Raw genomic sequence first — 14,490 nt, forward strand, 5'->3', positions numbered from 1 at the left:
TGCCATTTTCGGGGGAAACAAAAAAGCTCGATGGCTGAGGTCCAAGCCCCACTCTAACGCAAGTTTGAAGGAAGAATTTCGATGGCTGAGGTCCAACGCATGCACCCCACTTCTAACGCAAGTTTGAAGGAAGAATTTCGATGGCTGAGGTCCAACGCATGCACCCCACTTCTAACGCAAGTTTGAAGAAAGAAATTCGATGGCTGAGGTCCAACGAATGCACCCCCAAAAACAAATTGGCAGCCGGCTATCCCCAAAGGGACCTCCGACTGCCAATTTTCACTTTGACAACTGATTACCTGTTCAAGACCAGCTTCTTGGTCATCACCTCGCCGTTGCTGGTGATCAGCTTGGCGAAGTAGATGCCTTGAGCGACGTTTTCAGGCTTCCATTCGACTTCGTAGTTGCGGTTGGCTTCGGCCATTCCGTCAAACAGGACTGCAACTTGCTCACCCGTCATGCTGAACACACGCAACTCCGCTGCGCCATCCTGTGGAAGGCTGAAGCGCACCGTGGTCATGCTGCTGAAGGGGTTCGGGAAGGCTGCCAATTCCGCCTCGCCACCGTCCTGAGCGGCAGCTGCGCTGCTTGGCTCGTCGGTCTTGAGGTTGGTACATGGCGACACCGCACCGCAAGCGCCGAGGTAGTCAGCCGTGTCCCGGGATGTGCTGAGGCACAGCTGGCACAGCGATGCAAAGCGTCTGCGGATTGCCGCCATTTCCTGGTGGGATGTGGCAGATCGTAATCTTCTGCAGGTTGTTTCCGCAGCGGATGTCGGTCGCATTCACGACCATGCAGTCGGTGTAGGTACAGCCGTTCGCGTCGGTCACCGTGTAGCAGTACGTGGTGGTCACCGATGGGCAAACCGTCGTGGTGCTTGTGCTTGCCACGAGTGTGCCGGTCGAGCTGCCGACGTTCCAGCGAACCGTGTTAAGGTGCCACGCCGCCGGTTTGTGTTCCCACGAGGGTCGCACAGTTGTTGGTCGTGTAACCGAAGAGTACACACTGATCAGGTCCGGCATTGCTGACCACAGCCGCAGGCTGCGTCAGGGTGATGCTGCTTGTGGTCGTGCAACCATTGGCGTCGGTCACCAGGATGCTGTAGGTGCCGGCAACCAAGCCGCTGAACGTCGTCGTGCCCAAGCCAGACTGCGTGATGGTCAGCGGACCGCTGATGGTCACCGTTCCGTTCACGCATGATGCGCCGCCGTTCCAGTTCACCGTGAACTCACCATTCGCCTCGCCATAGCAGCGGATGTTGTAGCCGCCCACGTAGGTGAGTGCAGGGGTTGAGGTGATCACAAGCGGTGCAGGTTGGGTCAGCGTGATGCTTCCCGTTGCCACGCAACCGTTTGCGTCGGTCACAGTCACCGTGTAGGTGCCCGCAGCGACGTTGGTCAGGTCCTCGGTCGTCGCGCCGTTGCTCCAGTTGTAGGTGTAGCCCGTGCAAGAGGCACCGCCAGCCACCGTCATCGCCACGATGCCGTCAGAGCCGCCGTTGCAGCTGATGTTGTAACCGCAAACCTGTACCGGGCTGGAGATCGCCACCGTCAACAAGGCAGGCTCGGTCAGGGTGATGCCGTCGGTGAATGAACAGCCGTTGGCGTCGGTCACCGTCACCGAATAGAAGCCTGCGCTCAGGCCCGTACGGTCTTCGGTCGTTGCACCGTCGCTCCAGATGTAGGTGTAGGCCACGCAAGACGCGCCGCCGGTCACATCCAGGTTGATCGCGCCGTTGTTGCCCCCGTTGCAGCTGATGTTGTAGCCGCAAGCAAAGGTCGGGCTGCTGAAGTTCGTCTTCTCCAACACAGCAGGCTGTGTCAGGGTGAAGGTCGAGGTCGTGCTGCAGCCGTTCACGTCGGTCACTGTCACCGTGTAGGTTCCCGCGGTCAAGCCGCTGATGTCCTCGGTGGTCGCACCGTTGCTCCAGGCGTAGCTGTAGGCTGCACAGGTTGCGCCGCCGGTGGCGGTCAGGTTGATGCTGCCGTCGCTTGCACCGTTGCAAGACACGTTCGTGCCGCAGACATAAGTTGCTGCCACGCCGCTGCTTTGGAGGAGAGCAGGTTCGGTGAGTGTGAAGCTCGAGGTCGTGCTGCAACCGTTGGCGTCGGTCACCGTGACGCTGTATGTGCCGGCGGTCAGGCCGGAGACATCCTCGGTCGTCGCGCCGTTGCTCCAGTTGAAGGTGTAGGCCCTGCAATCTGCGCCGCCGGTGGCGGTCAGGTTGATCGAACCGTCATTGGCGCCGTTGCAGGAGACATTCGTTCCGCAAGCATAGGTTGCTGCGATGCCGCTGCTTTGCAGCAAGGCAGGCTCGGTGAGCGTGATGCTTGCGGTGGTGCTGCAACCGTTGGCGTCGGTGACCGTGACACTGTAGGTGCCGGCGGTCAGGCCGCTGAGGTCCTCGGTCGTCGCACCGTTGCTCCAGTTGTAGCTGTAAGCCACGCAGTTTGCACCGCCGTCAGGTGTCAGGTTGATCGAACCGTCGCTTGCCCCGTTGCAGCTGATGTTGTAGCCGCATTCGAAGGTTGCAGAGGTGATCGACTGTACACGCAGTTGGTCAGGCTCGGTGAGCGTGAAGCTGCTGCTTGTGCTGCAACCGTTGGCGTCGGTGATGGTGACGCTGTAGTTGCCTGCGGTGAGACCGCTGACGTCCTCTGTCGTTGCGCCGTTGCTCCAGTTGAAGGTGTAGGCTGTGCAGCTTGCACCGCCGGTGACCGTCAAGTTGATCGAACCGTCATTGGCACCGTTGCAAGAGACGTTCGTTCCGCAGACATAGGTTGCGGCTACGCCGGAGCTGACCAACAAGGCTGGCTCGGTGAGCGTGAAGCTGCTTGTCGTGCTGCAGCCGTTGGCATCGGTCACCGTCACCGTGTACGTTCCAGCACGCAGGTTGCTGACGTCTTCGGTGGTTGCGCCGTTGCTCCAGTTGAAGGTGTAGGCTGTGCAGCTTGCACCGCCAGTGACCGTCAAGTTGATGCTGCCGTCATTGGCGCCGTTGCAAGAGACATTCGTTCCGCAGACATAAGGTTGCGGCAACACCGCTGCTGACCAACAAGGCTGGCTCGGTGAGCGTGAAGCTCGAGCTGGTTGAACAGCCGTTCGCATCGGTGATGGTGACGCTGTAGTTGCCAGCGGTCAAATTGCTCACGTCTTCGGTGGTTGCACCGTTGCTCCAGAGGTATGTGTAAGCGACGCAGCTTGCACCGCCGGTCACCGTCAAGTTGATGCTTCCGTCATTCGCGCCGTTGCAAGAGACGTTGGTTCCGCAGACATACGTTGCGGGAACGCCAGAGCTGACCAACAAGGCGGGCTCAATCAACTCATCCGAAGCAAAAGCCTGACATCCGTTGGCGTCGGTTACCGTCACCGCAACTGCAATGGCAGGAAGTCCGTTGATCGAAGCAGAGGTTCCCAGCGTGCTCCATGTATAGGTATATGGACCGCAGCCGCCAGCGACGTTTACTGTGGCGCTACCGTCGCTTGCTCCATTGCAGCTCACATTCGTGCCGCAGATATATGTTCCAAGAACAATATTGGCCGTCAACAAAGCAGGCTCGGTCAACGTGATCGTGCTGCTTGTAGTACAACCGTTGCGATCGGTTGCGGTCACAGAATACGTACCTGCGGCCAAGCCGCTGATGTCTTCCGTGGTCGCGCCGTTGCTCCAGTTGTAGCTATATGGCGCCGTTCCGCCCGTTACCGTATAGTCGATGCTGCCGTCAGTTGCACCGTTGCAGCTCACATTGTAGCCGCAGCTGCGTACCAAGGCGCTGATCGCGTCGGTCATCAAAGGTGGCTCGGTCAAGGTGATGGACTGAACGATGAAGCAGCCATTGGCGTCGGTGACCGTCACCGTGTATGTGCCTGCGGTCAGGCCGCTGATCAATTGCGTGGTTGCACCGTTGCTCCAAGCGTAAATGAAGGCAGGTGTTCCACCATTGGTATTTGCGAAGATCGAACCATCAGCAGCACCGTTGCAGGAAATGTTCCAGCCGCCTTGGTAGACTTGCGGAATCAAGGTTGTAGCAAGCGTTGCGGGTTCGGTCAATGTGATGCTCGACGTGGTCACGCAGCCATTGGCATCGGTTGCCGTCACGGTGTAGGTGCCGGCACCGATGTTGGACAAGTCCTCGGTCGTGGCACCGTTGCTCCAGAGATAGGTGTAAGCCAAGCAGCTTGCGCCGCCGCCAACCGTCAAGTCGATGCTGCCGTCAGTTGCACCGTTGCAGCTCACGTTCCAGCCGCCCTGATAGGTCGGGCTCGTCGTGGCGCTCGTCAACAAGGCAGGCTCGGTGAGTGTCACCAACGCAGTTGTCGTCGTGCCGTTTAGGTCGGTCACCGTCACCGAGTAGGTGCCTGCACCCAATCCTGTTGCAGTTGCGGTCGTCTGACCGTTGCTCCAGAGATAGGTGTAACCCAAGCATCCGCCGGTCGTGGCGACCGTTGCGCTGCCGTTGGTGGCACCATTGCAGGTCACGTTGTAACCGCAAGCAACAGTCGGGCTCGAAGTGGTAGCCACCAACGGATCGTTGGTCACCGTCACCGTCGCCGCACAAGTGCTGCTGTTGCCGTTCACGTCCGTCACCGTCAAGGTCACGTTGTTCACGCCCAAGTCGTCGCATGTGAATGTGTTCGGGTTCAGCGACGTGCTTACGATACCGCAGGCGTCATTGCTGCCGTTGTTGATGCTGCTTGCTGCAACCGTCTGGCTGCCGCTGCTTGCCAGGTTGATCGTCACGCTCTGGCAAAGGGCCACTGGAGCGACATTGTCCTGAACAGTCACGCTAGCCGAGCAAGTGCTGCTGTTGCCGTTGACGTCGGTGACGGTGAGGATTACCGTGTTGGCTCCGACGTTGGCGCAGGTGAAGCTGCTGTTGTTCAGCGTGGTGGTCGCGATTCCGCAAGCGTCGCTGCTGCCGTTGTTGACTGCCGAGGCTGTCGTGCTGCCGTTGCCGGCGCTGTTCAATTGGACCATGACAGGCTGGCAAAGCGCGATTGGCGCAACGTTGTCCTGAACCATCACGCTAGCCGAGCAGGTGCTGCTGTTGCCGTTGACGTCGGTCACGGTGAGGATCACCGTGTTGGGACCCGCAACGTTGGCGCAAGTAAAGCTGCTGTTGTTCAGCGTGGTGGTGGCGATTCCGCAAGCGTCGCTGCTGCCGTTGTTGACTGCCGAGGCTGCGGTGCTGCCGTTGCCGGCGTTGTTCAAGTTGACTGTAACAGGCTGGCAAAGCGCGATCGGCGCAATGTTATCCTGCACCGTGACGGCTGCCGAACAAGTACTGCTGTTGCCGTTGACGTCGGTTACGGTGAGGATCACCGTGTTTGCTCCGACATTTGCGCAAGTGAAGCTGCTGTTGTTCAGGGTCATGGAGGCGATTCCGCAAGCATCATTCGAACCGTTGTTGACCGCTGAAGCAGAAGTACTTCCGTTTCCAGCGCTGTTCAACTGAACCGTTACTGGCTGGCAGATGGCATTCGGGGCTTGGACATCATTTACCGTAACCGTGAAGCTGCAGGTAGAAGTATTGCCGCATTGGTCCGCAGCCGTGACAGCCACATTGGTCGTTCCGACACTGAAGATGGAACCCGACGCAGGTGCCTGGGTGACGGTGACCACATTCGCGCAATTGTCGGTGGCAGTTGCTTGGAAGCTGACAGCGGCACCGCATTGATTGAGCGTGGTGTTTACGCTGACATTCGCAGGACAAGTAACTACCGGAGGCGTAACATCCTGCACCGTAATGGTTTGTCCAGCACTTGCGGTATTTCCGCTGCCGTCCGTCACCGTCCAATTGCGGGTAATCTGGTAGTTCTGCGGGCAGGATCCATTGTCGCAAAGGTTTCCAACTTCCGTTGAGTTCAAGGCTCTGTCGTAGATCAATGCATTCTCAACCTTGCCATTCGTGCGCCTACCGTCAAAGTCCACACTGCCAATTCTCAAGGGGTGGTTGGTGGCAAGTTGGATTTGGCCGATGTTCAAGGAAGCGACATTGACGCCATTGTGCCAGAGATTGGCCATGCCGGAATTGTAATCGTAGGTTGCGCCCACACAGTTCCACGTATTCGGGACAAGGACATTCGCAGCCAACGCAGTGGTAAATGCGAGCGAACCACGTACGGTAAACCTCACAAACAATTGATTGGGGCCGGTTTGCCACAAGTGAACGCCCCATCCGCCGGGGTTGTATTGTATAATCGGCATTTGCACAGAACCATTCGTTCCAGGCCAGTACCTTGCAAACAGCGAAATCGAATTTGGCGCATCCAAAGGACCACCCGTGCCGTTGGGGAATTCAACGTAATCGTTGCCAGTTCCAGGGAAGGTCACAGCGGTGCCGTTCATTCCAGGCGTCCAGCTCACGCCAGGGCTGAGTGTTCCGGTATTGCCGTTACCTGATGCGTCGGCGGTGGTGGTTCCAGCACCTTCATTGAACAGCCATTGTGTCAAAAGTCCATTCAGCGGAGCACCACCGACCACTTGTGTGAAATCGACTGCCCCAAGACCTGGACAATTGTCGGTTGCGGTGACGTTGGCGGGTGCTGGGATATTGTCACAAGACACGGTCGCATTCGCAGGAACTCCACTCAAAACCGGAGATTGGGTATCGATCACGGTAACTGTGAAAACGCAAGTTGCCGCTCCACAAGGATTGGTCGCGGTAATGGTGACCGTGGTGACGCCGCCGTTGAAGGCCGAGCCGGAACCCGTACCTGAACCCGAACCTGTAGTTGCGCCCGTGAGTGTATAGGCAAGTGTCGGAGTCGGCGCGCCTGTAACCACAGGTGCGTAGGTGACCACTTGCGTGCAAAGGTTGAGTGCTGCGTTCACTGAAATGTTGGCAGGGCAGCTACTGAATGCAGGTGGCTGACAGCTCACTTCACCGCGTACTGCGAAGTCAAACGGACTTTCGTTGCAATCGCTGTTGTTGATCAAGACGGTTGCATTGTACACGCCGAGTGGCGAGGCCAAGAAGGTCACTGTAAAGGTGGTGCTTCCGCTCGGCGCCACGGTGGCTGGCAAAGTGATGCCGCCGACTGTGAAATTCGCTGCATTGGCACCGCCCATCGTGATCGTATTCACCGTCAAAGGAATCGAACCACTGTTTTGGATCGTGTAGGTACGAGTGACTGGGACTCCAGGGAATGGGTTGCCAAAATCGGTATGATCCGTCAACGAAGGGGTCAAATCGCCATCCACAATCGCCACAGCGTTGCCGGTGACGTTGATCTCGGCCGAATTGACCGTCACGGTGAAGCTGCAAGTTGCAGTTTGGCCATTCGTGGCGGTTACAACGTAAGTGTTCGTGGTCGTACCCAATGGGAAGGTAGCACCTGTTGCAAGACCTGCGGTGCGAACGGTGGTTTGACCTGTGCAATTGTCGCTGCCGGATGGGGTTGCATAGTTGACCATCGCGCCGCAGATTCCTGGGTCATTGCTGACGGTGACGTTGGCAGGGCAGGTAATCGTGGGCAATTGGGCATCCACCACCGTCACCGTGAAGGAGCAGGTCGCCGTTGCACCATTTGCTGCTGTGACGCGGAACGAATTCGTAGTCACGCCAACCGGGAATGAAGTCCCGCTTGCACCGCCCGCGAATTGTGTCGTGGTTGCGCCTGAGCAGTTGTCCGTACCATTTGGGGCCGAATAAGTGACATTCGCAGCGCAAAGTCCGGGGACATTGTTCACGGAAATGTTCGCAGGACATGTAATCGTTGGAAGCTGATTGTCCACGACCGTTACCGAGAATGAACATGTGGCTGTTGCACCATTGGCGGCTGTAATGCGGAATGTATTGGTGGTCACGCCAACGGGGAAGGAACCTCCGCTACCGATTCCAGCGATTTGCGTGGTGGTTGCACCCGGGCAATTGTCGGTTCCATTCGGGGCAGTGAAAGTGACATTCGCCGCACAGAGTCCAGAGGCAGCATTCACGCTGATATTCGCTGGACAAGTGATCGTTGGCAATTGATTGTCAATCACCGAGACCGTGAAGGAACAGGTTGAAGTTGCACCATTGGCGGCAGTCACTCGGAATGCATTCGTGGTAACGCCAACGGGGAAAGAAGTACCGCTTGCTCCCCCACTGATTTGTGTCGTGGTCGCACCGGGGCAATTATCCGTACCATTCGGGGCCGAATAAGTGACATTCGCAGCGCAGAGGCCAGGAGCGGCATTCACGCTGATATTCGCAGGACAAGTGATCGTTGGCGCTTGGTTGTCGACGACCGTAACCGTAAAGGAACAAGTGGCGGAATTGCCAGCCGCATCCGTTGCGCGGAAGGTATTCGTTGTAATACCAGGACCATAGGTTGCTCCGCTTCCCAAACCACCTAATTGGGATATGGTTGTCCCTGAACAAGCATCAGATCCTGAAGGCGCAGCAAAGGTTGCTACACCTGTACACAATCCAGGAGAGGCATTCACGGCAATATTGGCGGGGCAACTGATGAATGGAGGTGTCACGTCGCTGACTGTAACCGTAAATGAGCAGCTTGTTGCGTTTCCATAGACGTCGGTTGCCACTCCGACCACCGTGGTCGTACCCAAAGCGAATACCGATCCAGAGGCCGGAGATGAAGTCACGGAGGCAATAGCACAGTTATCCGATGCATTCGGAGAAGTATAGGTAACGATAGCATTGCAGGGACTTCCAACGACATTCTGATTGGGGGGACAAGTGATCGTGGGCGCTTGGTTATCAACCACTGTTACCGAGAAGGAACACGTGGAAGTAGCACCATTCGCAGCGGTAACCCTATATGTGTTGTTAGTCACGCCAACGGGGAATGATGCACCGCTTGGAGCACCTGCAACAAGGCTCAATGTGGCACCTGGGCAGTTGTCCGCAATTGTCGGAGAAGCATAGCTGACTGCTGCTGCGCAAAGTCCGCTCGCTGCGTTGACGTTGATGTTTGCAGGGCAGTTGATCGTTGGCGTTTGGTTATCCACGACTGTAACCGTAAAGGAACAAGTGGCGGAATTGCCAGCCGCATCCGTTGCGCGGAAGGTATTCGTTGTAATACCAGGACTATAGGTTGCCCCGCTTCCCAAACCACCTAATTGGGATATGGTTGTCCCTGAACAAGCATCAGATCCTGAAGGCGCAGCAAAGGTTGCTACACCTGTACACAATCCAGGAGAGGCATTCACGGCAATATTGGCGGGGCAACTGATGGATGGAGGCGTCACATCGCTGACTGTAACCGTAAATGAGCAGCTTGTTGCGTTTCCATTGACGTCGGTTGCCACACCGACCACAGTTGTCGTACCCAAAGCGAATACCGATCCAGAGGCCGGAGATGAAGTCACGGAGGCAATGGCACAGTTATCCGATGCATTCGGAGCAGAATAAGTGACGACAGCAAGACAAGGACTTCCAGCAACATTCTGATTGGGTGGACAAGCGATGCTTGGGGGAATGTTGTCGCGTGAGATCACGACATCGTCCTGCGAATCAGGACAAACACCATTCAACAAGGTCCAACGAAGGGTCGTGTTGCCAAGCCCAAGGCCGGTTACCGTCGTGCTTGGATTGGAAGGTGTCGTGATCGTACCGCTTCCACCAACCACGGTCCAAACACCGGTTCCAGTGGTTGGAAGATTTCCAGCCAACGTCGCCGAAGAACCGCACACCGTCTGATTCGGCCCGGCATTGGCGGTGGTGAACTGGTCTACGACTACTGTAATTGACGCACAATTCGTGGTATTGCAAGTTCCTGCTGCACGCACGAAGTAGGTCGTGGTTGTTGTCGGAGCCACGATGATTGAATTTCCAGTACCTACAGATGTGCTGGCGCATCCACCTGAAAACCATTGGTAGGACGCACCTGTACCCAATGCTCCGCCTACCTGAGTCAAAGTTGTTGTCCCGCCGGCGCAAATTGTCGTTGTTCCAGCAATCGAACTTGGTTGGGTAGAAAGGGAATTTACCGTCACAACTACCGGTACTCTAGCACTTTCACATCCTGTGGTGGGGTTGTATTGTGATACATAGACCGTGGTCGTTGCTGTATAGACTGCCGTATAGGAGGTACCGGTGAATAACAAGGGGCCTCCCGAAGCTGCACTGTACCATCTAAAGGTCAGCCCCAAACTGCCTGGCGATCCAGAGAGTGTCACGGAACCTGCACCGCAACGATTTTGTGGTGGGATGAAAGGCGTGGCAGGTGCTGCATATACCGTGATCGTTGTGGACGAAGAGGCAATACATGGCGAAACCCCTACCGTGTAATTGATCGTATGCGTTCCGACGCCAGCAGAGGCAGGTGTAAAAATACCTGTAGAAGATGTGCCTGGACCACTCCAAACGCCACCTGCATCGGCTGCGACGAGTTGGTATGCAGGCGTATTGTTGCAAACCGGCCCGCTGGGTGTAATCGTCGCGTTGGGAAGGCCTGCCTGCGCCCCTGTCGGTGCGAGGCTGAGTGTGAAGGAGGTTGGGCTACCCACTTGCAAGCCGCTCCAATTCTCCACGACGATCATGATGTTTTGTCCGGCCACCACGTTAGGGGCAGGAACCGAGGAACTACAACCATAGAAGGTTCCAAATTGGTTGCAACCCCCCGCTGCGGCGGCATAGTTACAACCGAGCTGATTTGCAGTATTCTGGATTGCCGTACAAGGTGCAACGCCAGTGGGGACGTTGAAAACTGCAACGTCCAAAAATCCTGATGAGGTATTTCCTTGAATGAGCATGTTCAACGGTCCCGAAGTCGAAATGTTGAGCATGATATAGGCCACGTTGGGCCCGGACCAGTCGAGGCAGGTGCTTACCGCCGGACCTTTGGCCACAAAACTAAAAGGACCTGCCGTTCCTGAGACGCAGATCGAAGTGTTCACATTACATTGTGACCGGGCAGTGGTCGGAAGCACAAACAAAAGTGCGACCAACACAAAGCCCAACCACTTCATCTTCCTGAAAGTAGATTGTTCCATGATTTCCTTAGTTGATTGGTTGGATAACATTGCAACCCAAGAGGTTGAAAAACGAATTGATATCTGCATTCGAAGTTTCCTTCAAAAATGTGGCACGCACCCTGGTTCCGGAGATTTCCAATGCCGAGAGCTGTGGATAAATACTGCGAACGCGTGAAGCAAAAGCAGCCTCACGACCTTCCCGAATGGTTATCTGGGCCGTAAAATCATACTCCCTGCCGTTTGACGAATGCGTTTCCGCACCAATCCTTGTCATCGGAGCAAGCACTTCGATTTCTTGTCCACCCGGCACACTCAGAATCCAATTTCCCTCAGGCTTGAGTGCCGGCCTTACCACCTTCAAGGTTTCTCCAGAAACCGCAATCCAACCCGTCCCGTCAAAGTACCAGTAACCTGACTTTGCATCGACTTGATAAATCAACAAGCCTTTCTTCGCCCCTTGAAGATTCAAACGTTCGACTTCCACCAACCGCTGGATGATCAACATCTGAATTTCCAGTCGATCTGACTTCTGGGATGGCATCGCAACTACACCTTTGGAAAGTAACACATTGGTAGATGCCAACGTGCAAATCACCAGCAATAGGCCTATTTGCCATCTGCCAGCCGATCTTAGAATGTGGTCAAGCTTGGTACGTAGAAGCTGCTTCGAACCAATAAATTTTCTAGATAATTCCATAGTACTCGGGTTTTGGTTTTCCAATGACTTTTCGGGGCAGAACGATTCAAACAAAATGCATTTGCAATGCAGTCGTCAAAAAATGAATTTCAACAATTCGCTCCAAACATGTCCAAATCGCCCTATCCTTGATTCCGTATTTCAATCTGCAATGCCAGTTGCAGATTGATGATGGAAACTAAGTAAGAATTTTTGTGATTTCCAAAAAATCTTATCCAACGATCCCGATAAAATTGTTTCAAAATGTGCCAACATGGACGCGATCGGACATTAAAAAGAGCCCGATACCAACAAGAAAGGTCATTTTATCCAAAACGGTCATCCAACGCTACGCGTCACAACGTGGCAATTCGGCGAAAAATTACCAATATCTTAGCCTTGGCGCTCCCATAGGCCACTTTCCTGCGGTGATGCAGAGGATGCCATGCAACGCTGGAATACCAACCTTGGCAGCTTGGGTTCCAATGGATTCCGTAAATGTGGGTGTAAGAAATGCACCATTCCTCAGCCCTTTTTCGAGTGAAATGACGGCCGCCAAGCTCACTTTTTATCCGATTATGGAATACTTTCCGGGCGAATTCATGCTGCCCGTCAACTTACTCATCTACCGTCCCAAAATTAATGGCTACCAAGACGGACGACGATCAGGTAACTTTGTTTCAAGTTCAATTTCAACTGGTTTCAGAATATGAGAAAGTACCTTTTCCTGTTCGCTGCAATGACCGTCTCGATGGCATTTTTTTCCTGTAACAATGCCAATACCACCTGCGAATTCTATTTTCAGACATCTGAAAGTACCGCGTCGGAAGAATGGACACTTTGGATCGATGGTCAAAACAAAGGCGTATTGCCCAATCCCGAATTGGACGCCACTTGTGAAAACGCCAACGGCGCATTGGATTCCCTGATTCACCTGACGCTAGACGCTACTCGCCATACCTTTGAGGCTGTCGACAACAACGGCGTCATCCGTTCCAAGGGTTACTTCAAAACCAATGAAAACCAATCCAAAGTGGGAGGAAGCACGGGCGGAGCCTCCACTGGCGGAAGCTGTGACTGCACGATCTTCACCATTTTTGATTGAGGGGCAACCAACATTAACGTTAGGGCAGGAAAGTCGGTCTGAAGAATCTGATTTTCCTGCCCTTTTCGTTTCCCCGTATCCCATTTTCAAACTCCGTCTCGAAGTATTACATTTGCCGTGCAATGGTAGTCCTTGGTCTAGCAACCTTGGACTTTAATAGGGAATCCGGTGAAAATCCGGGACAGTCCCCGCTGCTGTAATCCTGCTGCTGCTCATTGAGTTGCAGTTTTTGGCATCAAGGCCACTTTCCGCCTCGGCGGAGGGGAAGGCGCCAAAGCCAGGAGAGTCAGAAGACCTGCCATCGCGTGTTTGGTTCATCGCTTTCGGGAGAAAAGCCGTGGAGCCTGCATTTTGAAGCGTCAGAGGCTGCGTATCCCTCGCCATCTTCCTCGCTTCGCTTGTTTGCTTCCATATTCGTTTTCCTGGGGCCTTTTTTTAACATTTATCCTTAAATGGTTATGAAGGCATTGTTATTTTCAATCTGTTTGACGGCCTGTATCGGGCTGATTTCCAAAACCTACAAGCACAGGTCCATCCACAGGTGATCATCGCGAATGGTGGCGTGTATGGCCCCTCCAACATCGTTAAGATTGCGTCCTGGGACTTGCTCACGCGGCAATACACCGTGTTTGATTCCTTTCCCGCGAGTTCTGTACAGGACGTAACGGTGCATGAACGCTTTGCATACGTCTGTGCAGACAGTATTTTGGCCTGCTACAATCTGGACACTTATCAACGTACGGCCATGGTGACGGTTCCGGGAGTTCGGCAAACACGTGTCCATCTCAATTATCTATTGGTGACCAAGGGCTACGGCGCCGTTGGAGACAATTTTGAAGTCCGTGATATGGGCGATTTGAGCTTGTTGTTTTCGATTCCTGGCATTTCTGGCGAATGCGAGGGCGTCGCATCCGCCCAAGACACTGCCTATATCGCTGTACCACAAGGATTTGGCGCAAGCACCGGAAAAATCGCCGTGGTCTCTCTGGCAAGTCAGCAATTGGTGCGGGAAATCGACCTCGATACGAACGGAAGGGTGATCACGGACCTTTTCATCAACGGCGGCAAAGTGTATTCGATCAATCAAATCGACTTTTTCAGCCCTTACAGCATTGTTTCGACCTATGATATTGCCACGGCGGATTTGCAGCATCACCGTGTAGACATGTCGGCAAATGCAGGCATCGGTGTCTTTAACACCAACAAGTTGTATGCAGGATTTGGCGCAGGAATAGGCGGCTGGGACCTGAATTCCAAAACTTTGACCGATACCAACATCGTCACGGGCCAATTTGCGGCAATCGATTACGACGAAGTCAATCACAGGTTTTATGGGACCAAAACGGACTATTTCACCTACGGGAAGCTTTACGAATACAATGGATTGGGAGTCGTGCTCGACAGCATCGATGTCGGAATTTCTCCGGAGGCGATTGCGGCTGATTATTATGTAATTACCTCTGAGACACCTTCAACGGAGGCTGAAGTTGCCATCAAAAGCTTCCCACAGCCATTTGGAAACCATTTGAACATCGACTTGCGGTCGCTCCCCTACCCTGCCGAACGCATTGACATTTTGGATCTTACCGGTAGGGTCATGATGTCGGAATCGATAGCTTCCAATGGTGTTCGGGCCATGGAAACGACCACACTTGTACAAGGCACCTACCTCGTGCGCGTGACTGCCCGCGGTCGCGTATGGACGACGAAAATCGTGAAGGCTGTCAAGTAATTCCGCTGAAAAATAGCCACGAAGGCACAAAGACACGAAGAGAAGATAGCTAT

The 14,490-nt window shown here is 54.5% G+C and carries 8 protein-coding genes and 1 riboswitch; of the genes, 3 read left to right on the forward strand and 5 right to left on the reverse strand.

The genetic code is table 11. The features are described from left to right. Positions 1-295: 295 nt before the first annotated feature. The 5 genes from IPN95_21445 to IPN95_21465 are packed head-to-tail and all read right to left on the reverse strand — an operon-like array spanning position 296 to position 11,507. Positions 296-718, reverse strand: coding sequence for a T9SS type A sorting domain-containing protein (locus IPN95_21445; protein MBK9451931.1), 423 nt, complete (start codon positions 716-718; stop codon positions 296-298). After that, positions 648-974 (reverse strand): hypothetical protein, encoded by a 327-nt coding sequence (locus IPN95_21450; protein ID MBK9451932.1) that lies wholly within the window; start codon positions 972-974, stop codon positions 648-650. The genes IPN95_21445 and IPN95_21450 overlap by 71 nt, the downstream gene beginning before the upstream one ends. After that, entirely contained in the window at positions 931-3,042 is a 2,112-nt protein-coding gene (locus IPN95_21455) for a SprB repeat-containing protein (protein MBK9451933.1), read from the reverse strand. Before IPN95_21455 ends, IPN95_21450 begins: the two co-directional genes overlap by 44 nt. Then, a complete protein-coding gene (locus tag IPN95_21460; protein MBK9451934.1) occupies positions 2,987-10,942 on the reverse strand; it encodes an HYR domain-containing protein in 7,956 nt (2,651 codons plus the stop codon). Before IPN95_21460 ends, IPN95_21455 begins: the two co-directional genes overlap by 56 nt. 7 nt (positions 10,943-10,949) lie before the next feature. After that, positions 10,950-11,507: a hypothetical protein gene (locus IPN95_21465; GenBank protein MBK9451935.1), complete on the reverse strand. Its 558-nt coding sequence runs from the start codon at positions 11,505-11,507 to the stop codon at positions 10,950-10,952. 308 nt (positions 11,508-11,815) lie between these two features. Here IPN95_21465 and IPN95_21470 point away from each other — a divergent pair, with 308 nt between their 5' ends. The 3 genes from IPN95_21470 (at position 11,816) to IPN95_21480 (ending at position 14,437) form a co-directional block, all read left to right on the forward strand. After that, a complete protein-coding gene (locus IPN95_21470) occupies positions 11,816-12,313 on the forward strand; it encodes a hypothetical protein (GenBank protein ID MBK9451936.1) in 498 nt (165 codons plus the stop codon). Beyond that, positions 12,310-12,705, forward strand: a complete 396-nt coding sequence (locus IPN95_21475; GenBank protein MBK9451937.1) for a hypothetical protein — start codon at positions 12,310-12,312, stop codon at positions 12,703-12,705. Before IPN95_21470 ends, IPN95_21475 begins: the two co-directional genes overlap by 4 nt. A gap of 106 nt (positions 12,706-12,811) precedes the next feature. After that, a riboswitch (cobalamin riboswitch) is annotated at positions 12,812-13,023 on the forward strand. 223 nt (positions 13,024-13,246) lie between these two features. Next, positions 13,247-14,437: a T9SS type A sorting domain-containing protein gene (locus IPN95_21480; GenBank protein ID MBK9451938.1), complete on the forward strand. Its 1,191-nt coding sequence runs from the start codon at positions 13,247-13,249 to the stop codon at positions 14,435-14,437. Positions 14,438-14,490: the final 53 nt, after the last annotated feature.

This window comes from Bacteroidota bacterium, from assembly GCA_016718825.1.
In the GTDB taxonomy this organism is placed as follows: Bacteria; Bacteroidota; Bacteroidia; order J057; family JADKCL01; genus JADKCL01.